Raw genomic sequence first — 23,957 nt, forward strand, 5'->3', positions numbered from 1 at the left:
ATGCGAATTTCCTCTCTGTTCCTGGGCGTCAGCCTTGTTGCGATTGCCGTGCCTGCTGCCGCGCAGACCACGACGACGCGTTCGGGCACCAGCACGCCCGTACGCGTCGAAGTCGGCACTGCGGCGCCGGCCGAGGCCGCGCAACCGACGACGACGCTGCGCGATGCACTGGTTCAGGCGTACAACACCAATCCGGGCCTCCAGTCGGACCGCGCCACCCAGCGCGCGAACGACGAGAATGTCCCGATCGCACGAGCCGCGGGCCGTCCGGGCCTGAACGGCACCGCGTCGGTCACCGACAGCATCTATGACAGCGACGCGCTTTCAGGTCCGTTCGCCGGGCCGACCCGCCAGGGCCGCGCCGGCCTCAGCGTCTCGGTGCCGGTCTATTCGGGCGGCGCCGTGCGCAACTCGGTGCGCGCGGCCGAAACCCGCGTCGATGCCGGCCAGGCCAGCCTGCGCGGTTCGGAAGCCCAGCTCTTCACCGATGCGGTGACGTCCTATGTCGATGTGCTGCGCTTCGAGGCGATCGTTCGCCTCAACCAGCAGAACGTCCATGTGCTGGAGGTTAACCTCCAGGCGACTCGCGACCGGTTCGAAGTCGGCGACCTGACCCGCACCGACGTCGCCCAGTCGGAAGCCCGCCTCGCGCTTGCCCAGAGCCAGCTCCGCACCGCCGAAGCCGGGCTGATCGGTTCGCGCGAAAACTATATCCGCATCATCGGCGCGCCTCCGGGCGTGCTCGCCCAGCCGCCGGCGCTGCCGAACCTGCCGGGCGACGTGCAGGATGCCGAACAGGCCGCGATCGCGAGCAATCCGGACCTCGAGGCGGCGCAGAAGCAGCGCGATGCCACCGCGTTCGACGTGCGTGCCGCCAGGGCGACGCGCTCGCCCCAGGTCGCGCTGACCGCGAGCAGCAACTATTATAATTATCTCGGCTCGCTGAGCGACCAGCTGCACGCCGCGAACGGCATCAACGCCAACGGCATCGCGAACAGCGTCGGCGCCCAGGTGACGCTGCCGATCTTCCAGGGCGGCCGCCCGGCCGCGCAGGTCCGCCAGGCCCAGGCGCGCCGTGCCGCGGCGATGGAAACCGTCACGCTCACCGAGCGCGGCGTGATCGCCCAGGTCCGCTCGGCCTATGCGAACTACCAGTCCTCGCTGCGGGTGATCGAATCGACCCGCGTCGCGGTCGATGCCAACAAACTCAGCCTCGAGGGCGTCCGCGCCGAGAACAGCGTCGGCACCCGCACGATCCTCGACATCCTGAACGCGGAGCAGGAACTGCTCAACAGCCAGGTCAATTATGTCACGGCGGAGCGCGACGCCTATGTGGCCGGCTTCCAGCTGCTGGCGGCGATGGGCCGGGCCGAGGCACGCGACCTTAACCTTGACGGCGGGCCGCTCTACGACCCCGAGATCAACTACAAGCGCGTGAAGAATCGCTGGTCGGACCGCAACGACGATCCCGAGCCGCAGACGGTGGGCACCCGCACCAACCAGACGCCGGTGCAGACGCCGGATGTCAGCGGCACGTCGCTCGACCCGGTGCTCCAGCGCACCGACACCACGCGGCCTGTTGACATTAACCGTAAAAAGCCGTGATTACCCCACCCCGGGGCTTGCAGGAGTAGCCGGTTGATGGGGGACATCAGTAGCGAACCGTCGATGGAGGAGATCCTTTCCTCCATCAAGCGCATCATCGCCGAGGAAGGCGATGCTGCCATCGCGACGCGTACGCGTCGTGCCGGTCGCGCGACGACGACGGTGGCGGACAAGTCCGCCACGGTTGACGAGATACTTGAGCTGAGCCAACCGGTCGAAGACGACAGTCTGGAGACGCCGACGCCGATGTCGATGGGTTCACCCACGCAGCCCGAAGCTCCCGCCAAGAAGGTTGTCGCGCCCGCCGCCGCGGCACCGGTCGAGCAGCCCGCCGAACCGATCGTGTCGGAGAGCGCAGCACAGGCGACTCGCGGCCCGCTCGAAGCGCTGTCGCGCATGGTGGTGAAGCCGGAAGTGACCGGCTCGGACACGCTGGAGGGCATGGTCCGCTCGATGCTCAAGCCGATGCTGAGCGATTGGCTCGATGCCAACCTGCCGCGTCTGGTGGAAGACATGGTCGCGAAGGAAATCTCGCGAATCACCGGGCGGTAACCGGCTGTTTTCCAATCCCACGACTAATCCGTCATCCCGGCGAAAGCCGGGATCTTAGGCGATTGTGGAAAAGAGCCGCACGAGATCCCGGCTTTCGCCGGGATGACGAAAATGGCTGGTTTGATGGTGCTGGCCGATTGTAACGCCCGCAACCTTCCGGCTATCCTCGTGGCCATGAAGCACATCCTGCTCGCGAGCGTTGCGCTCGCCGCCACCACCGCGCCCGCGCTGGCGCGTGACCTCACCATCCAGGACGTCGCCACCCTGTCGCGCGTCGGCGCGCCGGCGGTGTCGCCCGACGGCCACTGGCTCGTCTGGCAGCAGCGCGAGACCGATCTCGCCGCCAACAAGGGGCGCTACGACCTGTGGCGCCTCGACCTGACGGAGAAGGGCGCCAAGCCCGAGAAGCTCGTGGCGGAAGCGGATGTCAACGAGACCAGCCCGCAATTCTCGGCCGACGGCAAGACCGTGTGGTTCCAGTCGGACAAGGGCGGCGACGATGCCGTGTGGGGCGTCGCCATCACCGGCGGCACCGCGACCCAGCTCACCCATATCCCGGGCGGGTTCAGCGGGTTCAAGGTTTCGCCCGACGGCTCGAAGCTGCTCGTCTGGGCCGATCGCAGGCCCGGCGCGCCGAGCCTCGAGCCGGCGATGGTCAAGAAGGACCCGAACGCCGGCTCGGGCCGCACCTATGACCAGCTGTTCGTCCGCCACTGGGATATGTGGTCGAACGGCGAGCGCTCGCAGCTGTTCGTGCTGCCCTTCGGCCCGAACGGCGCCACCGGCAACGGCACCCCGATCGTCGGCAGCCTGATCGGCGACACGCCTTCCAAGCCCTTTGGCGGGGGCGAGGAAGTGTCGTGGAGCGCGGACGGCAAGACCGTCTATTTCGCGCTGCGCGAGGCGGGGCGGATCGAGTCCAAGTCGACCAATCTCGACATCTTCGCGGCGCCTGCCGACGGCAGCTCGGCGCCGGTGAATCTGACCAAGGCGAATGAGGGGATGGACAATCTCCCGACCGTTTCGCCCGACGGCAAGTGGCTTGCCTATTTCTCGATGGCGCGCGCCACCTATGAAGCCGATCGCCAGGTACTCCAGCTGCGCAACCTCGCCACCGGCGAAGTGAAGGCGCTGACCCAGGCCTGGGATCGTTCGGTCGGCTCGATCGCCTGGGCGCCGGATTCGAAGACGATCTACGTCACCGCCGAGGATACCCAGGAGAACCCGATCTGGTCGGTCGATCCGAAGACCGGCAAGGTCACCCGGCTCACCCAGCTCGGCAATGTCTCGGCGATCGTGCCGACCAAAGGCGGCGTGGTCTATTCGATGAACAGCCTGACCGCGCCCGACGATTTCTACGCGCTCAAGGGCAAGGCCAGCACGCGGCTGACTTCGGTCAACGCCGAGAAGCTTGCCGGCATCGACCTGCCCAAGGTCGAGCGGTTCAGCTTCGCCGGCGCCAACAACGACACCGTCTGGGGCTATTCGGTGAAGCCCGCCAGCCTGGCCGAGGGCAAGAAGGCACCGATCGCCTTCATCGTCCATGGCGGTCCGCAGGGTTCGAGCAACAACAGCTGGTCCTATCGCTGGAACCCGGCCGTGTTCGCCGGCGCCGGCTATGCGGTGGTCGCGGTCGATTTCCACGGCTCGACCGGCTACGGCCAGGCCTTCACCGACGCGATCCGCAACAATTGGGGCGGCTGGCCGCTCGAGGACCTGCAAAAGGGCCTCAAGGCCGCGACGGACAAGTTCGCGTATCTCGATGCCGACAATGCCTGCGCGCTCGGCGCCTCCTATGGCGGCTACATGATGAACTGGATCGAGGGACAGTGGCCCGATCGGTTCAAGTGCATCGTCCAGCATGACGGCGTGTTCGACGCCCGCGCCATGGCCTATGAGACCGAGGAACTGTGGTTCGACGAGTGGGAACATGGCGGCAAGGCCTATTTCGAGGACCCCGCCGCGTTCGAGAAGTGGAACCCGGTCAATCATGTCGACAAGTGGAAGACCCCGCAGCTGGTGATCACCAGCGAGAAGGACTTCCGCATCCCCTATACCCAGGGCCTGGCCGCGTTCACGGCGCTCCAGCGCCGCGAGATACCGTCCAAGCTGCTAGTGTTCCCGGACGAGAACCACTGGGTGCTCAAGCCGAAGAACTCGATGCAATGGTATGGCAATGTGCTCGGCTGGCTGGACCAGTATACCGGCAAGACCGCGCAGTAATTCGCTCGGAAATGGCTTGAAGTCCGTTAGCTAGCAGGCTGCGTATCGGGTAATTGATCCCCCTTGTCTTTGGGGGAGACACCTGATGCGCAGCCTGCTCGCCATTCTGTTCCTGCTTTCCACCAATCTGGTCGTCGGGCCGGCGCTGGCGCAGGACGGTGTCCTTGTCGCCAACGAGCAGGACGGCGTATTCGTCGCCAATGAAACAGCCGCGCCGGTGGATGCGGCCGCGCCGCAAGCCGCCATTCCACCCCAGGCGAACCAGCCCGGCGCCGATGCAGGCGATCCGGAAGCGCCCCAGGTGATCACCGAATCGGGCAAGGCGCTGATCGTGCTGTTCGTGCTCGCGGCGATCCTAGAATCCGCCTTGGCATGGTTCTTCAACCTCGGCTTCGTCGCGGCCTTCTTCAACGGGCGGAACATCAAGCCGATCCTTTCCTGCCTGTTCGCGCTGGCGGTGACCTTCGGCTTCCAGTCGGTGCTGCTGATCGAGCTGTTCGCGAACTATGGCTATGACACCGGCGGTGCCGATGCGCATTTCCTCTGCCGGCTCATCGAATCGCTGGTGCTCGCGGGCGGCAGCGCGGGGGTGAACCGCCTGCTGCGCAACCTGGGCATCCGCCCCGTCGATCCGGTCGCCGAGCGCAACCCGGTGCCGCAGCCGCTGGATGCCTGGATCGCGGTGGAGCATCGCCGCATCGACGCCAGCGGCCCGGTGCACGTCGAGATCGGCACGGCTGGAGAGGGCGGCGCCACCAACTGGATGATCGCCGGCCAGATCACCGGCGCCAGACCGCTCACCGGCTTCGCGAAATGGCTGCTGCGCGACCGCAGCCGCTTCCCGGCGAGCGGCGGCTATGTCGTGACGCCGGGCGTTCCGATCAGCGTGCGCCTGTCCTGGACCAAAGCCGACGGCACGATCGTCCATTCGCCGGTCTGGGGACCGAACGCGCTGGCCGACCGCGCCATCGTCGACATCGACCTCGCGCTCTAGCGCGGGGAAGCTAGCCCAGGATCGTGTTCGCGCCGATGCCGAGCGCCAGCGACGGCCACAGCATCATCAGGATGCCGGCCAGGCTGACCAGGAACACGATCGTCCGCAGCACCGGCACGCCGGCGGCGTAGAGCGGCAGGTAGACGATCCGCCCGCCCAGCCAGAGCAGCGCGCCGAGCTGGGTCCAGAAGGTCTGCGTACCGGTGACGCTCAGCGCCACCACCGCGATGATCGCCAGCGGGAAGGTCTCGAAGAAATTGGCCTGGGCGCGGCTCATCCGCCCGACGATCGGGGCAGGGGGCGGCAGTTCCTCGTCACGGGCACCCATATTCCATTTGGTGCCATATTGCCGGGTCTTCACCTGCGCGGCACCGAAGATGTGCACGAGCGCCAACAGGCAGCTCCACACCAGCACGGTCATTTCCAGACGCATCATCGCCTCCCTCCTCGGCTCGGTCGTTACGCATTTGTATCAACAACCTGCATCATCCGCGAGTTTTGTATCGACCCGGGGCCCGGCTCGCCGCTAAAGCCGCTCGATCATGAGCGAACTCCCCAAGACCTTCGACCCCGCCGAACTCGAATCCCGCTGGTACCAGCACTGGGAAGCCAATGGCCTGTTCCGCCCCGAGCGGGATGGCGCCGATCCCTGGACGCTGGTCAACCCGCCGCCCAACGTGACCGGTAGCCTGCATATCGGCCATGCGCTCGACAATACGCTGCAGGACATCCTGGTCCGCCATGCCCGGCTGAAGGGCAAGGACGCGCGCTGGGTGGTCGGCACCGACCATGCCGGCATCGCGACCCAGATGGTCGTCGAACGCCAGATGAACCTCAAGCAGCAGAAGCGCACCGACTTCACGCGCGAAGAATTCGTCGCCAAGGTCTGGGAGTGGAAGGAAGAGAGCGGCGGCGAGATCACGCAGCAGCTCCGCCGCCTCGGCTGCTCGATGGACTGGGCGAACGAGCGCTTCACCATGGACGAGGGCTTCTCCAAGGCCGTCCTCAAGGTGTTCGTCGAGCTGCACAAGCAGAAGCTGCTCTACCGCGACAAGCGCCTGGTGAACTGGGACCCGGGCCTCGGCACCGCGATCAGCGACCTCGAGGTCGAGACGAAGGACGTCAAGGGCAGCTTCTGGCACCTGAAATACCCGCTCGCCGACGGATCGGGTTTCATCGAGGTCGCGACCACGCGCCCCGAGACGATGCTGGCCGACATGGCGGTGGCCGTGCACCCGACCGACGAGCGCTACGCCGCGCTGGTCGGCAAGCAGGTCCGCCTGCCGATCACCGGTCGCCTGATCCCGATCGTCACCGACGAGCATGCCGATCCGGAGCTCGGCTCGGGCGCGGTAAAGATCACGCCGGGGCATGACTTCAACGACTTCGAGGTCGGCCGCCGCGCCGGGATCGAGGCGCGCGACATGCTCAACATGCTCGATACCAAGGCCCGCATCACCCAGACGTCCGACGGGCTGATCCCCGACGACCTGCTCGGCATCGACCGGTTCGAGGCGCGCAAGCTGGTGGTCGCGCGGCTGAAGGAAGAAGGCTTCCTGATCCCGCATGTCGACAAGGACGGCGAGGAGCATGACGCCGAACCGCGCACGATCGCGACGCCGTTCGGCGACCGCTCGGGCGACGTGATCGAGCCCTGGCTGACCGACCAATGGTATGTCGATGCCGCGACGCTGGCCAAGCCGGCGATCGAGGCCGTCCGTTCGGGTGCGACCAAGGTCGTGCCTAAGAGCTGGGAAAAGACCTATTTCAACTGGATGGAGAACATCCAGCCCTGGTGCGTCTCGCGCCAGCTCTGGTGGGGCCACCAGATCCCGGCCTGGTTCGACGCAGACGGCACCGCCTATGTCGCGGAGACCGAAGCGGAAGCCCAGGCACAGGCGGGCGAGGGCGTTGCGCTCACCCGCGATCCCGACGTGCTCGACACCTGGTTCTCCTCGGCGCTCTGGCCCTTCGCGACGATGGGCTGGCCGGAGAACCCTGATCCCACGCTCGGCGGGCGCTATCCCAATGACGTACTGATCTCGGGCTTCGACATCCTGTTCTTCTGGGATGCCCGCATGATGATGCAGGGCTTGCAGTTCATGAAGGCAGTGCCCTTCAGGACGCTGTACCTGCACGGCCTGGTCCGCGCGGCGGACGGGCAGAAGATGTCCAAGTCGAAGGGCAACGTCGTCAATCCGCTCGGGCTGATCGACAATTACGGCGCCGATGCGCTGCGCTTCTTCATGGCGGCGATGGAAAGCCAGGGCCGCGACATCAAGATGGATGAGAAGCGGATCGAGGGCTATCGCAACTTCGCGACCAAGCTGTGGAACGCCGCGCGCTTCGCCCAGTCGAACGGCATCTCGGCCTCGACCACGATCGAGGCGCCCGAGGCGAACCTCGCGGTCAACCGCTGGATCATCGCCGAGACCGTCGCCACCGTGCAGGCGCTCGACCTGGCGCTGGCCGACCTGCGCTTCGACGAAGCGGCGAACACGATCTACCAGTTCGTCTGGAGCCGCTTCTGCGACTGGTATCTCGAGCTCATCAAGCCGGTGCTGCAGGGTGAGGGTGCGGAAGGCGTCGAGGAGACCCGCGCGGTCGCCGGCTGGGTGCTCGACCAGATCCTGGTCATGCTCCACCCGTTCATGCCCTTCATCACCGAAGAGCTATGGTCGAAGATGGGCCCGCGCGACTATGAACTGATCGTCGCCAAGTGGCCGATGGCCGATGCCCGTGCGCTCGATCCCTCGGCCGCGCAGGAGATTGACTGGCTGATCCGGCTCGTCAGTGAGATCCGCGCCGCCCGTACCGAACTGAACGTGCCGCCAGGTGCTCGCCTGCCGGTCTTCGTGCGCGATGCCTCGGGTGAAACCACCGCCCGGCTTGGTCGCCAGGAAGCAGCGCTGGCGCGTCTGGCGCGCGTCGATCAGGCTTCGGGCGAGGTGCCTGCCGGCGGTTCGCTGCAGATCGTCGTCGACGAAGCGACCTTCGTGGTGCCGCTCGGCGACGTGGTCGATATCGAAGCCGAGAAGACCCGCCTCGCCAAGGCGATCGCCGCGGCGGAGAAGGAGCGGGACGGGCTTGCCGGTCGCCTCAACAACCCGAGCTTCGTCGAGAAGGCCAAGCCCGAGGCAGTCGAGAAGGCCCGCGCCGATCATGCCGAAAAGGCAGCCGAGGCCGAGCGGCTGAGCGCGGCGCTGGCTCGTCTCGGTTAAGCTCTATTCCGTCATCCCCGCGGAGGCGGGGATGACGATGTTTGGGACCGGGGCGACGGTGTCGTTTCGTTGCTGCTCCCGATACGGGACGCCGTTAACCAAGCTTCGCAATTTCCCTGCTGCGGTGCAGCGTCTTTAACCAACTTCGAGTCGTACCCCTCGGAGTTCTCCATGAGCCGCTTCCTGATGTCCGCCGGCGTTGCTGCCGTGGCGCTGTTCGCCGCTGCACCCGCTTCCGCCCAGTCCGTCGCCGGGCTCGATGCGCTGCGGACCTGGAACCTGGTGGTGCTCGGCGACCTGACCTCCTCGTCGGAAGTCGAGGGGCGTACCTTTGTCGGCGGCAACCTCAACGGCAATTCTTCCAATTATCAGATCGCGAATCCAACCCCGAGCCCGCTCGGCATTCCTGGCCTCACCGTGGTCGGCGACGTCAACGGATCGACCAAGAACCTCAACAACGGTTCGGGCGCGGTGATCGGCGGCAACGTCAACAGCGGCTTCAACCTGAACGGCGCGGCGCAGACGGTAAAGGTCGGCGGCACGATCGCCAACACCAACGTCAACCAGAACACGGTGCAGTCGGGACTTGCGGCGAGCGATCCCAGCTTCTCGGTAAACCTCAAGCAGCAGGGCAGCCTGCTCAGCTCGAGCCTGACCGACCTGTCCAAGACGCTCGGCGGCCTCGACGCGAACAGCAACCTGGTGATTGCCGGCAATCGCGGCACTTTCAACGCCATGCCGAATGCGGATGGGGTTGCGGTGTTCAACATCAGCGCGGCCGATCTCGACAAGATCGGCGAGATCCAGTTCAACCTGAACGGCGCGGACACCGCGATCGTCAATGTCAGCGGCGGAAACGTCAACCTGAACGACAATTTCCTCGGCGGCACCCAGGGGCTGGGCGAGCATGTCATCTGGAACTTCCCCGACGCCACCACGCTGAACGCCAGTACCGCATGGGGCGGCTCGGTCCTCGCGCCCACGGCAGCGGCGACCAAGGGCAACTACATCCAGGGTTCGGCGGTGTTCGGCAGCCTGACCCAGAATGGCGAGTTCCATCTCGGCACCTATACCGGCACCTATAACCCGCCCAGCACCGGCACCCCCGGCGGTGGCGGCCCTAGCCCGATCCCGGGTGAGGCGGTCGGCCTGTTCGCACTGGGTGCGATCGGCCTGTGGGCCACGCGTCGCCGACGCACTCGGGTAGCTTGACCTGAACGCCGGCCAATGCTGGTGAAGGGCAGGCGGGTAGTTTCTCTTCCCGCCCAACCGAAGCGAGCATCATGGCCGGCCCTCCTCCCAGACACGACCTGACCCAGGGCCCGATCGGCCGCACCTTGCTGCTGTTCGCGCTGCCGACGCTCGGCTCGAACATCCTCCAGTCGCTCAACGGCTCGATCAACACGATCTGGGTCGGCCGCTTCCTCGGCGAGCAGGCGCTGGCCGCGACGGCCAATGCCAATATCATCATGTTCCTGATGTTCTCGGCCGTGTTCGGCTTCGGCATGGCCGCGACGATCCTGATCGGCCAGTCGATGGGCCGCCGCGACGTAGAGGCCGCCCGCCGCGCCTTCGGTTCCGCGATCGGGCTGGTGATGGGCGGCGCCTGCCTGATCGCCATCATCGGCTGGGTCTTCGCTCCTCAGATCCTCCGCCTGCTCGCCACGCCGGGCGAGGCGCAGCAGATGGCACTGGCCTATCTGCGGGTGATCTTCCTCGGCCTGCCGTTCTCGATGCTCGGCGTGCTGATCCAGATGAGCCTGCGCGGCACCGGCGACTCGGTCACGCCGCTGTGGTTCATGGTGCTGAGCGTGATCATCGATGCAGGGCTCAACCCGCTGCTGATCGACGGGATCGGGCCGTTCCCGCGCATGGGCATCGCCGGCTCGGCCACCGCCACGCTGATCGCCGGGATCGTCTCGAGCCTTGGCCTGCTCGCCTATGTCTATTGGCGCGACCTGCCGGTGCGGCTGCGCGGACCCGAGTTGCGCTACCTGATCCCCGAAGGCGCGCTGGTCCGCACGATCGTCGCCAAGGGCCTGCCGATGGGGGCGCAGATGCTGGTGATGTCCACCGCCGGCCTCACCATGGTCGGGCTGGTCAACCGGCTCGGCGTCGATACCGCCGCGGCATATGGCGTCTCGCAACAGCTCTGGACCTATATCCAGATGCCCGCGATGGCGATCGGCGTCGCGGTATCGGGCATGGCCGCCCAGAATATCGGCGCGGGCAAATGGGATCGGGTCGGCGCGATCACCCGTTCGGGGCTGATCTTCAACACGATCGTCACGCTGATCGTGATCGTCGCGATCATCCTGTTCGATCGCCCGGTAATGGCGCTGTTCGTCGGTTCCGAGAGTCCGGCCATCCCGATCGCCCGCCATATCCAGCTTCTCGCCAGCTGGACCTTCCTGATGTTCGGCGCGACGATGGTGCTGTTCTCCACCGTGCGCGCCAATGGCGCCACCGTGCCGCCGCTGGTCATCCTGGCGTTCACCCTGTTCCCGATCCGCTTCGGCTTCGCATTCTTCGGCCAGCGCTGGTTCGGCACCGATGCGCTATGGCTTTCCTTCCCGATCGGATCGGCCTTCTCGCTGCTGTTCGCCTCGCTCTATTACCGGTACGGCGGCTGGCGATCGCAGGTGCTGGTGGTGCCGCCCGAGCCCGAAAAGGTCGAGGAAGAGACGCTGGCGACCACCGAACCCGCCGGACGCTTGCAACCCAATTGCTGAGGGCGCATCAGCCCCAGCATGAGTCAGTATCCCGCGCTTCGCCTCCGCCGCACCCGCGCCTCCGAATGGAGCCGCCGGATGCATGCCGAGACCGTCCTAACCCCGGCCAACCTGATCTGGCCGCTCTTCGTCACAGAAGGGGAAGGGGAGGAGCCGATCGCCTCGCTGCCCGGCGTCTCGCGCTGGGGGCTGAACGGCATTGCCGACCGCGCCCGCGAGGCGCGCGACCTGGGCATTCCCTGCCTGGCGCTGTTCCCCAATACGCCGCGCGAACTGCGTACCGATGACGGGCGCGAGGCGCTCAACCCCGACAATCTGATGTGCCGGGCGATCAAGGCGATCAAGGACGCGGTGCCCGATATCGGCGTGCTCACCGATGTCGCACTCGATCCCTATACCGCCCACGGCCATGACGGCATCGTCGACGCCAATGGCTATGTCCTCAACGACGAGACCAGCGCGGTGCTGGTCGACCAGGCGCTGGTCCAGGCCGAGGCGGGGGCGGACATCGTCGCCCCGTCGGACATGATGGACGGCCGTGTCGGCGCGATCCGCGCGGCGCTGGAGGCGAACGGGCACGTCAACGTCCAGATCATGGCCTATGCCGCCAAATATGCCTCGGCTTTCTATGGCCCGTTCCGCGACGCGGTCGGCTCGCGCGGGCTGCTCAAGGGCGACAAGAAGACCTATCAGATGGACCCGGCCAATGCCGAGGAAGCGCTGCGCGAAGTCGCGCTCGACATCGCCGAGGGCGCCGATAGCGTGATGGTCAAGCCGGGCCTGCCCTATCTCGACATCATCCTGCGGGTGAAGAGCGAGTTCCAGGTGCCGGTCTTCGCCTATCAGGTGAGCGGCGAGTATGCGATGATCGAGGCCGCGGCGGCAGCGGGCGCCGGCGAGCGCGAGGCGCTGGTGCTCGAGACGCTGATGGCCTTCCGCCGGGCCGGCTGCTCGGGCGTGCTCACCTATCATGCGCCGCTGGCGGCGAAGCTGCTCGCCCGGTGATCGAGACCGCCCGCCTGCGCCTCCGCCCCTGGGTCGAGGCCGACAAGCCGGTGTTCCATGCCCTCGCCAATACCCCGGCGATGATGGAGCATTTCGGCGGCCCGGTGCCCCAGGCCAAGCACGACGCGATCATCGACAAGATGATCGACCAGCAGGCCCGCCACGGCCATTGCATGTGGCTGGTCGAGATCCGCGAGACCGGCGAGATGGCGGGGGTCTGCGGCGTCCGCATCGGTGGCCATCCGAACACGCCGGTATCGGACGAGCTCGAGATCGGCTGGCGGATCGGCGAGAAATTCTGGGGGCAGGGCATCGCCCGCGAGGCGGCCGAGGCGAGCATCGCCTGGGGCTGGGCCAATACCGACCGCCCGCGCATCGCCGCCTGGACGGTGATCGGCAACACGCGCAGCTGGGGCCTGATGGAGCGGCTCGGCATGCGGCGGCGCGCCGATCTCGACTTCCGGCACCCCGATTTCGCGCCGGAAGACCCTTTCGGCGCGATGATCGTCTACGCGATCGACCGCCCGGCATGATCGAGACGGAGCGTCTCCGCCTGCGGCCCTGGAGGCCGGAGGAGCGCCCGGCGTTCGATGCGATTTTCAATACCGGGCCGATGATGCGGTATCTGGGCGGGATCCAGCCCGTGGCGAAGATGGACGCGATGTTCGAGCGCCGGCTGAACGATCATGCCCATTTCGGCCATTGCTACTGGGCCACCGAATTGCGCGATACCGGCGAGCTGATCGGCAGCTGCGGCATCCGCATCGCATCGGACTATCCCCCGGGTGCGCTGGTCGCCGGCATGCCGGAGATCGGCTGGCGGATCGCGGAGCCGCATTGGGGCAGGGGCTATGCCCGCGAGGCGATCGAGGCAAGCATCGCCTGGGGCTGGGCCAACCTCGATGCCCGGGCAATCGGGGCCTGGACCACGATCGAGAACCAGGCGAGCTGGGGCCTGATGAAGCGCCTGGGCATGACCCGCAGGCCCGATCTCGATTTCCACCACCAGGGCTATCCGCCCGGAGACCCCGTCGGCGCGCAGATCGTCTATGTCCTTACGCGCCCCGGAACGACCGACTAGGAAGCATGATGATCGAAACCTCCCGCCTGATCCTCCGCCGCTGGCAAGACAGCGATCGCCCTGCCTGGCACGCCATGGGCCGGGATCCGGCAGTGATGGAATTCCTCGGCCCGCCGCTCAGTGCCGAGGATGCCGATGCCGCAATGGCGCGCCAGAACGCGCTGCTCGGTGCGCACGGCTATTGCTTCTGGGCGATCGAGCGCAAGGAAGACGGCGCGTTCCTCGGCTTTTGCGGGCTCAAGCCCGGGCCCGAGGGCACGCCTTTGTTCGGGCAGGTCGAGATCGGCTGGCGTCTGGCCGCTACCGGCTGGGGCAAGGGCTATGCGCGTGAAGCCGCGCAGGCCAGTCTGGACTGGGCATGGGCAAATCTCGATACGCCCCAGGTCGCGGCGATGACGGTGCTGGGCAACACCCGCAGCTGGGGCCTGATGGAGCGGCTGGGCATGACGCGCGCGCAGGACGAGGACTTCATCCACCCCAATGCACCCGACTGGCTCAACCCGCACATCACCTATCGGATCGCGCGCCCGGCGGACTGATGGCACGGCGCAAAAGGTAGCGGAAACATCCTGGCCCTTTACTAGCAGGACGTCCTCTGCTTGCCTCCGCGGCATGTTCGTTACGTATCCCGCACAATCCTTCCCCCAACCTCGGTTCAGCGATCGGCAAGCCGAATCGGCCCAGAGCGGCAGGGGGCGCTGACGGGATGGAGGGCAGCATCGAAGACGTGACGCCACAGGCCGGATCGCGCACCACGCGCTGGCTGTTCGTGGCAGCGATCCTCACCGGATCCTTCCTGCTCTTCCTCGTCCAGCCCATGGTCGCGCGCATGGCGCTGCCGCGGCTCGGCGGCGCGCCGGCGGTGTGGAACAGCGCGATGCTGGTCTATCAGGCGCTGCTGCTCGGCGGCTATGCCTATGCGCACTGGCTCGGCCGCGTGCCGCCGCGCATGCAGGCGACCATCCATATCGGCGTGCTGATCGTCGCCGCGCTCTGGCTGCCGATCGGCGTGAGCGCCACCGAGCTGCCCGGCGATGCCGAGCCCGCGATCTGGGTGCCCTGGCTGCTCATCGCTTCGATCGGCCCGCTCTTCTTCGCCATCTCGGCCCAGGCACCCTTGCTCCAGCGCTGGTACAGCCTGGCCAGCCATGGCCGTGATCCGTACGCGCTCTACGCGGCGTCCAATATCGGCAGCTTCGGCGGGCTGATCGCCTATCCGCTGATCGTCGAGCCGACATTGGCGCTCAAGGGGCAGAGCTGGCTGTGGACCGCCGGCTATGTCCTGGTGCTCGCACTTGTTGCCACCTGCGCCGCCCGCCTGCCACGCCAGGCCGAGGGCGAGCCGCACGTCGCGCATCACACGCCCGCGCCGCCGCGCCGCCGCGTGCTGCACTGGATTATTCTGGCCTTCGTCCCCTCGGGACTGATGCTGGCCACCACCACCTTCCTCACCACCGATATCGTCGCGGTGCCGATGCTATGGGTGCTGCCGCTCGGCCTCTATCTGCTCAGCTTCTCGGTCGCCTTCCGCGACAATGCGGTGCTGCCCGACATCCTCACCCGCTTCGCGCCGGTGATCATCCTGATGTTCGGTGCCACGCTGATCGCCGGGCACCAGCAGCTTGCCTATCTCAATGCGCTCATCGGCCTGCTGCTGCTGTTCACCGTCTCGGTGACGCTGCATGCCCGCATGTATGCCCTGCGCCCGGCACCGGACCGGCTGACCGACTTCTACCTCGCCATGTCGTTCGGCGGCGTGCTGGGCGGCGTGTTCGCAGGTCTGCTCGCGCCGATCCTGTTCGACTGGACCTATGAATATCCGCTGCTGGTGTTCGCCGCCGGCATCCTCAGCCCGCAGATCTTCCTGCTGCCGGTGATCCGCGATTTCTGGCTGCACGGCGCCAGTGGCAAGACGGTCCTGATCGGCGCGCTGGTGGCGCTGCTGGTCTGGATCGGCATCGCCAATCCGGGGCAGTTGCTCGGCGAGATGCACGAGCAGATCGCCTTTGTGCTGGTCGCCGTGCTCGGGCTGGTCGCGGTAGGGCGGCGTCCGGCCTATCTGGCGGCGCTGGCGGGCGGGCTGATCCTGTTCGGCGGCTATCGCTCGATCCAGCTCTCGCTCTCCGACGCGCGCACCCGTAGCTATTTCGGTGTCTACACCGTCACCGAGTACAAGAACGAGAACCAGCTGGCGCACGGCACCACGCTGCACGGCATCCAGCTAAAGGGCGCGCAGTCGACCCAGCCCACCACCTATTATGTTCCCGGGTCAGGCGTGGGGCAGGCGATGCAGGCGCTGCCCGAGCTTTACGGGCCCGCGGCTCGTGTCGGCGTGGTCGGCCTCGGGACCGGCACGCTCGCCTGCTATGCCAAGCCCGGCCAGGCGTGGCGATTCTTCGAGATCGATCCGGCGATCGTGCAGCTCGCCCGCGATTCGGGGAAGTTCACCTTCCTGCGCCAATGTGCGCCACAGACCCGGATTTCGATCGGCGACGCCCGGGTGCGCCTTACCGAATCGCAGACCGCCAGCCTCGATCTGCTCGCGCTCGACGCCTTTTCGTCCGATTCGGTGCCGATGCACCTGCTCACCCGCCAGGCTTTCGCCACCTATAGCCGGGTGCTGGCGCCGAACGGGCTGCTGCTGGTCCATATCTCGAACCGGTTCATGGCGCTGGCACCGGTGGTGTCCGCGGCAGCGCGTGACGGGGGATGGAAGGCGATTCGCCTGTCCTATGAACCTGCGCCGCATTTCATCGCCACGCCGCTGCCGGGCGGGGGCACCAAGGTGGATCAGGTCGAGCCAAGAGCCGAATCGGCTTCGGAATGGATTGCGCTCAGCCACGATCCCGCGGTGCTGCAGCGGCTGGCGGCACGGGGCGGGGGCTGGCGGCAGCTCAAGAGCTGGCCGGAATTCCAGCCCTGGACCGATGATTATGCGTCGGTGATCCCGGTGCTGCGCGTTCTGCACCCGGACCTGACGGAAGACTGAGCCTAGTTGCCGGTGCCGCCCAGCGCGGCTTCGAGCGAATCGATCCGGTTCTGCTGCTGCGTGGCCGCCTGGTCGGCTTCCGCGACCGCCGCATCGAGCGCTGGGTAGGGCGGCAAGCCATCCACACCGCGCTGCGTCGCCAGTTCCTCCAGCTCGGAGAGCACCGAGACCGCCGGGCGGCGCAACTCGGCCAGCGATCCCATCGCTACCTGCGCCTGCAGCCATGCCTCGGACCCCTGCGGGAGCCCGCGGGAGACAGCGATCTTGGCCTCCGCATCCTGAGCGCCGGCGGTGAATGCCTTGATCCCCTCTGCCAGCGTCCCGCGAATCTCGGCGATTCGCTTGTCGAGCGCCGCGTCGGGGGCCGCCATCGCCACGGGGCGATCGGGCTCGGCCAGGCTGGTCGATTCAATCGGCCGGGGCAGCAACGAGGGGAAGCGCCCCGTGGATTCGGTGCATCCGGCGAGGGCGGTAAGGCTGAGCAGCAGAATAAATCGCATGAAAGTGCCTTATGCCTGTGGAAAAGTGCACGCAACGGCTTGCGCGATCCAAAAAGCGCTTCTAAAGGCTCCCCTCCACAGCGCACCCGTAGCTCAGCTGGATAGAGCATCAGACTACGAATCTGAGGGTCGGACGTTCGAATCGTTCCGGGTGCGCCAATTAAAACCCCGCTAGGCCAACGGCTTAGCGGGGTTTTTCTGTTTCAGGCTCTGCGCGTTCCGGCGGCGGCCGCAGGGCCCTTCAGAAGCTCTTCGAAACAGAAAGCCCCGCCAGACCGAGGTCAGGCGGGGCTTGGGTCTGTCGGCCGTTACAGGGCAAATCAGGCGGTGGGTGGGTTGCCTGGCAGGATCACCGTCACGCGCAGGCCGCCGATCGGCGAGCGGCTCGCCTCGATCCGCCCATGATGCGCCTCGACGATCGCACGCGCCGTCGCCAAGCCAAGGCCGGAGGCGGCCGATTCGTCCGAACGGTCCGAACTCCGGTAGAAGGGCTCGAACAGCCGCTGCGCGAGCATCACATCCACGCCCGGGGCATTGTCGTCGATGATCAGGCGCCAGGCATCGCGCGAGCTTTCGAGGCCGAGCACGATTCGGCCGTTCTTCGGCGTGTAGCGCAGCGAATTGTCGATCAGCGCGCCGAACAGCTGCTCGATGCGCGCGCCGTCCCATTTCACGATCACCGTATATTCGGGCAGCGTGCTCGTCTCGAGCCGCACGCCCTGTGCCTCGGCGCGCTTCCTGTCGGCATAGATGGCGTTGTGGATCAGCGCGCGCGGATCGACCTGGGCGAAGCTGACCGGCAGGCGGCCGAGATCGGCCAGCGCCACCGCGTTCAGGTCCTCGGCCATGTGGATCAGCCGGCGGGTATCCTCCTCGATCGCGCCGATCAGTTCGGGCGGGAGCGGGGGATCCACCTCGCACAGCTTGATGAAATGCTCGCCCATATTCTCGGTCGGCGTCTTCAGTTCGCCCGAGATTGACACCAGCCAGGTGCGGCGTGCGGTCTCCAGGCGGCTGAACTGGCTGGCGATGCGGCGCAGGTTGCGCATCGTCGCCACCACTTCGGCCGGGCCTTCCTCGTCGAAATAGAGGTCGAGATCGCCGTTCACCACGTCGCGGCTCATCCGGTAGAGCTGGAGCTGCGGCTTCGTCCAGCGCCGGGCGAAGACATAGGCCATCACCAGCAGCAGCACGAACAGCACCAGCACGATCGCCGCCACGCCAATATACTGGGTGGCGAGTACCCGGCGATCCTGGTCGTTGAGCTCCGGCGGACGGACGATCTTGGCGGTCGCCACGGTGCGGCCATCGACCTGGACCGGGCGTTCGGCGCGCGTGGCGAGGCTGGTGGTCGGGCCGGCGATGGCCTGACCCTGCGGATCGACGAGCAGCACGCGCCCGGAAAGCGGCCCGGGGAGCTGCGCCACCTGGTCGAGCGGGCGCCCGGCGCGCGCTGCTTCCGCGGCGGTCTGCACGAACGCATCGAGCCGCTCGCGGTCACGCTGGGCCAGTTCGGCTTGCTGGCTCTCGTGCATCACGAATACCATCAGGCCGCCCGGCACTACCGCGGCGAGCAGCGCCTGCGCTGCGAGAGAAGAAAATATACCCCGGAACAAACGCACGCGCTCAAAACCTCCCCACAGGCCAGCCCGACGGCCGCTAAACCCCGATCGTTACAGAAACAATTCGCTGGTCAATCCGGAACATCGAAGCTGTCCAGGATCTTGGCGCCCGCCATGAATACAGCAATCGGGCAGAGTGCGAAGAGCATCCAGCCCTCCCACCCGGGAAACTTGCCGAGATAGTGCACGCCGCGCTCCGTCGCGCCGCAGGCAAGGCCGTAGATCACGAGGAACGCCTCGAACTTGGACTTGATCGTGAACAGGCGGCCGATGCGGTAGAACATGCCAGAGGTTAAGCAAGCCCCGGGCCAAGCGCCAAAATACGTAGTTTCGCGTTAAAACGGATGGTTACCTGTAAGTAAATCCGACAGGTCCAGCGCCTCGAGCAGTGCGGCCCGTGCCGCCTCCACCTGGGCGATCAGCGCCGGGTCGGCGATCGAGTCGAACGGGATCGCCTCGGGCCAATGCGCCTCGATCACGGATGCGATGCGATCGAGCCTTGCATCGTCGACCAAGAAGCGCGGATCAACTGTCGACGGATCGCAGACCACGCGCAGGCGCAGACAGGCCGGGCCGCCGCCATTGGCCATGGACTGGCGGACATCGACCACCTCGAGCCGCCGGATCGGGCCATTGCCCGCGACATGCTCCTGCAGCCAGTTCCACACGCTCGGCGTCGCCTGTGCCTCGCCCGGCAGCACCAGCGCCATCTCGCCCGAGGGCAGCGTCACCAATTGCGCGTTGAACAGGTACGACTTGATCGCGTCGGCGAGGCTGACCTTCGCCGCGGGCACCTCGACGATCTCCACTTCCGGCAGCATCGCGCGCAGGTCGGCGTAGAAGCGGTCCTTGTCGGCAAAGGCCTGTTCGTGCGCGAACAGCACCCGTCCGTTGGCCACGGCGACCACGTCGTTGTGGAACGCGCCGGCGGCGATCGCCTCCTCGGACTGCTGGACGAACAGCACGCGTTCCAACCGGTGCTTGCGCGCCACCGCCGCGCTGGCATCGGGATGCTGGCGGGCAGGGAAGGGGCCGCCCGAGATGCCATAGACGAACACCTCGACCCCCGGTGCGCCATGCTCGGCGGCAAGCCGCATGTGATTGGCCGCGCCCTCGTCCCCGAACGGCGCCGGCACCGGACCGTGCACCGTGAAGGCGGGGTCGGCAAAGGCGATGCGCAGCTGCGCCAGCGTCTCGGGCCATTCATGGCTGCGATGCGGCATCGTCACCAGATTGGCGACGCTCAGATGGCATTTCCCGTCGCCGGTATCGGGCGCCGGCGAGACAGTCGCGGCGTTGGCTGCCCACATCGGCGAGGCGGAGAGCGCCTGGGCCTGGCTGTGCGGCGGCGCATCCTCGAAACGGGTGCCGAGGCGCGCCAGCCAGCGGTGATCCGGGCGGGCATGGGGGAGGAGGATGCCCTGGGTCAGCCCCAGCGCGATATTCGCGCGCATCTTGGCGATGCCCTGCAGCGCCGCAGCGCGCGGGAACGAGGTCTCGCCCCGGTTGCGCGTTGCCGCGAGGTTGCCGTGGCTCAGCCCCGCATAATTATGGCTGGGGCCGATGATCCCGTCGAAATTGATCTCGGTAAGCATCAGCGGCCCACATGCATGACTTCGTCGCCCAAGCCGACCGCGAGCAGCTCGGAAGTGCGCGGATCGATGACGACGCCGTCGCCCTGCGCCGTCACGCGCCCCTGCGTCACCCGGAAGCCGGTGAGCCGCCCGGTCGCGACCAGCGCGGCCTCGCCGCCCGGCTCGATCGCCGACACCCTGGCGGTCCTGGCATCGCGCACCGTGTTCACCTGGTCGGTCCGCGCGGTCATTGTCGGGCCACCGTCGAAGATGTCGACATAGCGCTCCCAGGCGAAGCCCTCGCTCTCCAGCATCCGCATCGCGGCCCGGCCAGAGGGGTGCGGCAGGCCGATCACCCCGCGCGCGCTCTCGGAGAGCATCGCGGTATAGATCGGGTGCTTGGGCATCAGATCGGCGATGAACTGGTTGCCATGGATCGCATTGAAGCTGTCCGCCTCCTGGAAGTTCATCCCGAAGAAGCGCCCCGCCACGCCATCCCAGAAGGGCGAACCGCCCGCCTCGTCGATCACCCCGCGCAGTTCGGCAAGGATCCGCTCGGCGAAGCGCGCCCGGTGGCGGGCGATGAACATGTAACGGCTGCGTGCCAGCAGCATGCCCAGCCCGCCGGCGCGTTCGCCCGGATGCAGGAACAGCCCGCCCACCTCCGAGCAGCCCTCAAGGTCGTTGACCAGGCTGAGCGTCTCGGCGCGGAAGGTTCGGCCCAGTTCCTCGCTATGCTTGGTCTCGGTGGCGAGGCGATAGGAATAGAAGGGCCAGCGCTGCCCCACGGCAGTGAAGATCTGGCAGGTACCGCGCACTTCGCCGGTATCGACATTCTCGAGCACCAGCACGAACACGTCGTCGCCGCTCTCGTCCTCGGCGCGATCGAACGCCGCATGGCTGCGCGCGAGCTTGGCGCGGAGCACGTCCTTCTCGGGCTGCAGATTGGTGAAGCCACCGCCGGTCAGCTTCGCCATCTCGTAGAGCGCCTGCAGATCCTCGTCGCGGGCGGCACGGATCACGAAACTCATAACTTCCCCTTTTCGGCGATACGCAACATGGTGACGGCGGAAAGCGCGGCGCGTTCGGCCAGGCTTTCCGGGATCAGGAATTCGTCCGGGCTGTGGATCAGGCCGCCGCGCGCGCCCATCGTGTCGACCACCGGCACCCCGCAGGCGGCGATGTTGTTGCCGTCGCACACCCCGCCGGAGAATTTCCAGGCGACCGGAATGCCCAGGTCGGCGCCGGATGCGCGCACAAGTTCGAACAATTTCTCAGCACCGGCATCCAGTGGCTTGGGTGGGCGGTTGAAACTGCCATGCACATGGATGCGTACGTCATGCTTCACGGAAACGATCGCCACGGCCTGGTCGATCGCGATCCGGGCGCGAGTGATCGCCTCGGCATCCTTGGGCCGGAAATTGACGCGCAGGATCGCCAGTTCGGGCACGACATTGTTGGGGCCACCCCCGTCGATCTTCGCCGGGTTCACCGCAAGCCCGGGAGCCTTGGCGTCATTGAGCCGCATCGCCAGGTCCGCGGCAGCGACCAGCGCGTTGCGCCCCTCATCGGGGTTGCGCCCGGCATGGGCGGACTTGCCGTGGACCACGATCGAGAAATTGCCGGTACCCCCGCGGGCGCCCGCCAGCGTGCCATCGGGCAGCGCAGGCTCATAGGTGAGCGCGGCAATCTTGCCCTTGGCGGCGCCGGCGATCAGCCCGGCCGAGGAGAAGGAGCCGGTCTCCTCGTCCGAATTGATCAGCACCTCATAGCCGATATGCGAGGCGAGCGTGCTGTCCTCCACTGCCTCCAGCGCCGCGAGCATCAGGGCAAGCCCGCCCTTCATGTCTGCGGCACCCGGCGCATTGAGGTTGCCATCGGGCAGCCAGCTGTTCGCCTGGAACGGATGATCGGCACCATAGACCGTGTCCATATGGCCGGTTAGCAGGATCTGCACCGGCGCGTCGGGACGCACCGCTAGGTGAAGATGATGGCCATGGGCGAGGGGCAGCACCTGGCCGTCGACGGTCACGCTGTCGGCGGGTTCGGGCTCCACCAGCGTAATCGGGCCGGGCAGGACGGAGAATGCGTCGGCCAGCGCATCGGCCATGCGGGCGAGCCCCGCGATATTGCGGGTGCCGCTGTTGATCGCCGTCCAGGCCTCGGTCCGCGCCAGCATCGGCGAGGCCGCGGCCCTCTCCACTGCCGCGCGTTCTGTCTTGGAAAGCTCGGTCATCCACTGGACCTAGCGCGAAATATTATTGCGGTCACCCCAGTGAACGCCGGGAATCTCATGCAGGCAAGGCATGGCACCGCTTACCACTCGGTTCCCCGGCGAAAGCCGGGGAACAAGGAAGGAAGCAGCCGGCCGAGCCGTCAGGTCAGAAATCGACGACCAGTGCCGCGCGGCTGGTGGAGTCGGTGCTCTTGCGCCCGATCGCCGGGGTGCTTTCATATTGCAGCGAATAGCTGAACTGCGCCGAGAGCGGCCCGAAGAGCTTGGTGAGCAGCGCCGACTTGGACGAGACGGTGCTGTTGGCGTTCTGCAGATAGGCCGAGGCATTCTGCGTCACCGAGATGCCCTTGGTGATCTTCCAGCCGAAATCCACGCTTCCGCGCGCCGCGGCATTGCTTTCGGCCGGCTGATCGATGAAGCGGGTGTACCGGAACGCCGGACCCACTTCGAGGTCGAGCTCCACCGCCGGCGACTTGACCGCGCTGTAGCCGATCCCGCTCGACAGCGAGACGCGGTCGGAGAAACCGGAGAAGCGGTCGCTCTCATATTGCGCGGCACCGTAGAGATAGGCGCGGTCGTCGAACTTCCAGTTGGGTTCGTACGCTGCGAGATAGCGCTCGCGCGTGGTGATCCCCAGGCTCTCCTGATAGTCGCCCTGGATACGCAGCTTGTGGCGCCATTCCAGCCCGTCGCGCTTCAGCTCCATCGCCGCCGCGATGCCGACATTCTCGGTATTGCCGGTGGTCACATAGCCGCCAAGCTCGGCATGGCCCTTCACCAGCGCGAAGAAATCGGCGCTGCGGATCTTGGCCTGCGCCTTCTTCGTCCTGGAATCGCGCCAATCGGCCGCGATCCTCACCAGCTGGTCGGCGCCGTCCGGTGCCGCGGTGCGCGCATATTTCACGATCACGGCAACGTCGTTCTCGTTGCCCGATTCCATCGCCGCCTCGAGCATCAGCTTGAGCGCCTGCGGAACATTGGCCGTGGCCAGCGCCGCGGCAACACCGTCATCATCGTCATCCAGTGGCATGGCCATCGCCGGCAGGGCAGCAAACAGCAACGGCAGGGCAAGGAGCGAGGCGCGCATGACAGGGTCCGTATCGCCGTTATGAGAGCGAAACTAGGGCAGGATCAGACGAGATGTTGTCCAAAGACGGTCAACAGTTCCTTATATAGCGCCCGCTTGAACGGCACGATCAGCTCGGGGAGATCTTTCGGCTCGGCCCAGCGCCAGGCGCGGAACTCGGGCTCGGCGGTCTGGATGTTGACGTCGCCGTCCTCGCCCAGGAAGCGGAACAGGAACCAGCGCTGGCGCTGGCCGCGCCACTTGCCCTTCCAGATCCGCCCGGCCAGGTCCTCGGGAAGGTCATAGAACAGCTCGTCCGGGGCCTCGGCGACCAGCTCGGCAAGCTCGCGGGCCACCCCGGTCTCTTCCCACAGTTCGCGCCAGGCTGCCTCAAGCGCGTCCTCGCCGGGATCGATCCCGCCCTGCGGCATCTGCCAGGCCTCGACCACGGAATCGAGCCGCTGGCCGACGAACACCCGGCCGTGGCGATTGAGCAGCATCACGCCCGCACAGGGGCGATAGGGAAGGGAGGCGATATCGGTCATGGGGCCTCGTAG

General features: G+C 66.7%; 21 protein-coding genes and 1 tRNA gene. 13 read left to right on the top strand and 9 right to left on the bottom strand.

Annotated elements, in window-relative coordinates; genetic code table 11:
• The 4 genes from O3305_RS04460 to O3305_RS04475 all read left to right on the top strand — a co-directional run bounded on the left by O3305_RS04460 (position 1) and on the right by O3305_RS04475 (position 5,374).
• Positions 1-1,605, top strand: a complete 1,605-nt coding sequence (locus tag O3305_RS04460) for a TolC family outer membrane protein (protein WP_269575308.1) — start codon at positions 1-3, stop codon at positions 1,603-1,605.
• 36 nt (positions 1,606-1,641) lie between these two features.
• A complete protein-coding gene (locus O3305_RS04465; RefSeq protein ID WP_269575309.1) occupies positions 1,642-2,157 on the top strand; it encodes a DUF2497 domain-containing protein in 516 nt (171 codons plus the stop codon).
• Positions 2,158-2,331: 174 nt separating this feature from the next.
• Positions 2,332-4,380, top strand: coding sequence for an alpha/beta hydrolase family protein (locus O3305_RS04470; protein ID WP_269575310.1), 2,049 nt, complete (start codon positions 2,332-2,334; stop codon positions 4,378-4,380).
• A gap of 85 nt (positions 4,381-4,465) precedes the next feature.
• Positions 4,466-5,374 carry a hypothetical protein gene (locus O3305_RS04475; protein ID WP_269575311.1) on the top strand — a complete coding sequence of 303 codons (909 nt, stop codon included), beginning with the start codon at positions 4,466-4,468 and terminating at the stop codon, positions 5,372-5,374.
• Between the two features lie 10 nt (positions 5,375-5,384).
• Here the strand turns inward: O3305_RS04475 and O3305_RS04480 are convergent, their stop codons facing one another.
• Positions 5,385-5,807, bottom strand: coding sequence for an MAPEG family protein (locus tag O3305_RS04480; RefSeq protein ID WP_269576457.1), 423 nt, complete (start codon positions 5,805-5,807; stop codon positions 5,385-5,387).
• Positions 5,808-5,916: 109 nt separating this feature from the next.
• Between O3305_RS04480 and O3305_RS04485 the strand changes: the two genes are divergently transcribed.
• From O3305_RS04485 to O3305_RS04520, 8 genes are all read left to right on the top strand, one after another.
• A complete protein-coding gene (locus O3305_RS04485; protein WP_269575312.1) occupies positions 5,917-8,595 on the top strand; it encodes a valine--tRNA ligase in 2,679 nt (892 codons plus the stop codon).
• Positions 8,596-8,766: 171 nt separating this feature from the next.
• On the top strand, positions 8,767-9,807 hold the full coding sequence (locus tag O3305_RS04490; RefSeq protein ID WP_269575313.1) for a choice-of-anchor A family protein: 1,041 nt from the start codon (positions 8,767-8,769) through the stop codon (positions 9,805-9,807).
• Between the two features lie 71 nt (positions 9,808-9,878).
• Positions 9,879-11,327 (top strand): MATE family efflux transporter, encoded by a 1,449-nt coding sequence (locus O3305_RS04495; protein ID WP_269575314.1) that lies wholly within the window; start codon positions 9,879-9,881, stop codon positions 11,325-11,327.
• 18 nt (positions 11,328-11,345) lie between these two features.
• Positions 11,346-12,332, top strand: coding sequence for a porphobilinogen synthase (gene hemB / locus O3305_RS04500; RefSeq protein WP_269575315.1), 987 nt, complete (start codon positions 11,346-11,348; stop codon positions 12,330-12,332).
• Positions 12,329-12,865, top strand: coding sequence for a GNAT family N-acetyltransferase (locus tag O3305_RS04505; RefSeq protein ID WP_269575316.1), 537 nt, complete (start codon positions 12,329-12,331; stop codon positions 12,863-12,865). The genes hemB and O3305_RS04505 overlap by 4 nt, the downstream gene beginning before the upstream one ends.
• Positions 12,862-13,413 carry a GNAT family N-acetyltransferase gene (locus O3305_RS04510; RefSeq protein ID WP_269575317.1) on the top strand — a complete coding sequence of 184 codons (552 nt, stop codon included), beginning with the start codon at positions 12,862-12,864 and terminating at the stop codon, positions 13,411-13,413. The genes O3305_RS04505 and O3305_RS04510 overlap by 4 nt, the downstream gene beginning before the upstream one ends.
• Before the next feature lie 8 nt (positions 13,414-13,421).
• Positions 13,422-13,952 (top strand): GNAT family N-acetyltransferase, encoded by a 531-nt coding sequence (locus O3305_RS04515; protein ID WP_269575318.1) that lies wholly within the window; start codon positions 13,422-13,424, stop codon positions 13,950-13,952.
• 167 nt (positions 13,953-14,119) lie between these two features.
• A complete protein-coding gene (locus O3305_RS04520; protein WP_269575319.1) occupies positions 14,120-16,402 on the top strand; it encodes a fused MFS/spermidine synthase in 2,283 nt (760 codons plus the stop codon).
• 2 nt (positions 16,403-16,404) lie between these two features.
• Here the strand turns inward: O3305_RS04520 and O3305_RS04525 are convergent, their stop codons facing one another.
• Positions 16,405-16,902, bottom strand: a complete 498-nt coding sequence (locus O3305_RS04525; protein ID WP_269575320.1) for a hypothetical protein — start codon at positions 16,900-16,902, stop codon at positions 16,405-16,407.
• An 82-nt stretch (positions 16,903-16,984) separates the two neighbouring features.
• On the opposite strand from O3305_RS04525, the gene O3305_RS04530 reads away from it, so the two are divergent.
• A tRNA-Arg gene (locus O3305_RS04530) sits at positions 16,985-17,061 on the top strand.
• 161 nt (positions 17,062-17,222) lie between these two features.
• Here O3305_RS04530 and O3305_RS04535 read toward each other — a convergent pair.
• The 7 genes from O3305_RS04535 to O3305_RS04565 all read right to left on the bottom strand — a co-directional run bounded on the left by O3305_RS04535 (position 17,223) and on the right by O3305_RS04565 (position 23,945).
• Complete coding sequence (locus O3305_RS04535; RefSeq protein WP_184166213.1) at positions 17,223-18,524, bottom strand: sensor histidine kinase; 1,302 nt, start codon at positions 18,522-18,524, stop codon at positions 17,223-17,225.
• A gap of 71 nt (positions 18,525-18,595) precedes the next feature.
• Entirely contained in the window at positions 18,596-18,808 is a 213-nt protein-coding gene (locus O3305_RS04540) for a hypothetical protein (RefSeq protein ID WP_184166210.1), read from the bottom strand.
• A gap of 51 nt (positions 18,809-18,859) precedes the next feature.
• On the bottom strand, positions 18,860-20,119 hold the full coding sequence (locus O3305_RS04545) for an N-succinylarginine dihydrolase (RefSeq protein ID WP_269575321.1): 1,260 nt from the start codon (positions 20,117-20,119) through the stop codon (positions 18,860-18,862).
• Positions 20,119-21,129, bottom strand: a complete 1,011-nt coding sequence (locus O3305_RS04550) for an arginine N-succinyltransferase (RefSeq protein ID WP_269575322.1) — start codon at positions 21,127-21,129, stop codon at positions 20,119-20,121. The genes O3305_RS04545 and O3305_RS04550 overlap by 1 nt, the downstream gene beginning before the upstream one ends.
• Positions 21,126-22,334 (bottom strand): hydrolase, encoded by a 1,209-nt coding sequence (locus tag O3305_RS04555; RefSeq protein ID WP_269575323.1) that lies wholly within the window; start codon positions 22,332-22,334, stop codon positions 21,126-21,128. Before O3305_RS04555 ends, O3305_RS04550 begins: the two co-directional genes overlap by 4 nt.
• A 145-nt stretch (positions 22,335-22,479) precedes the next feature.
• Positions 22,480-23,421 (bottom strand): DUF481 domain-containing protein, encoded by a 942-nt coding sequence (locus O3305_RS04560; RefSeq protein ID WP_269575324.1) that lies wholly within the window; start codon positions 23,419-23,421, stop codon positions 22,480-22,482.
• A 44-nt stretch (positions 23,422-23,465) separates the two neighbouring features.
• Positions 23,466-23,945, bottom strand: a complete 480-nt coding sequence (locus O3305_RS04565) for an RNA pyrophosphohydrolase (protein ID WP_269575325.1) — start codon at positions 23,943-23,945, stop codon at positions 23,466-23,468.
• Positions 23,946-23,957 lie beyond the last annotated feature (12 nt).

Source organism: Sphingomonas sp. NIBR02145 (genome assembly GCF_027359115.1).
Lineage (GTDB): Bacteria > Pseudomonadota > Alphaproteobacteria > Sphingomonadales > Sphingomonadaceae > Sphingomonas > Sphingomonas kyeonggiensis_A.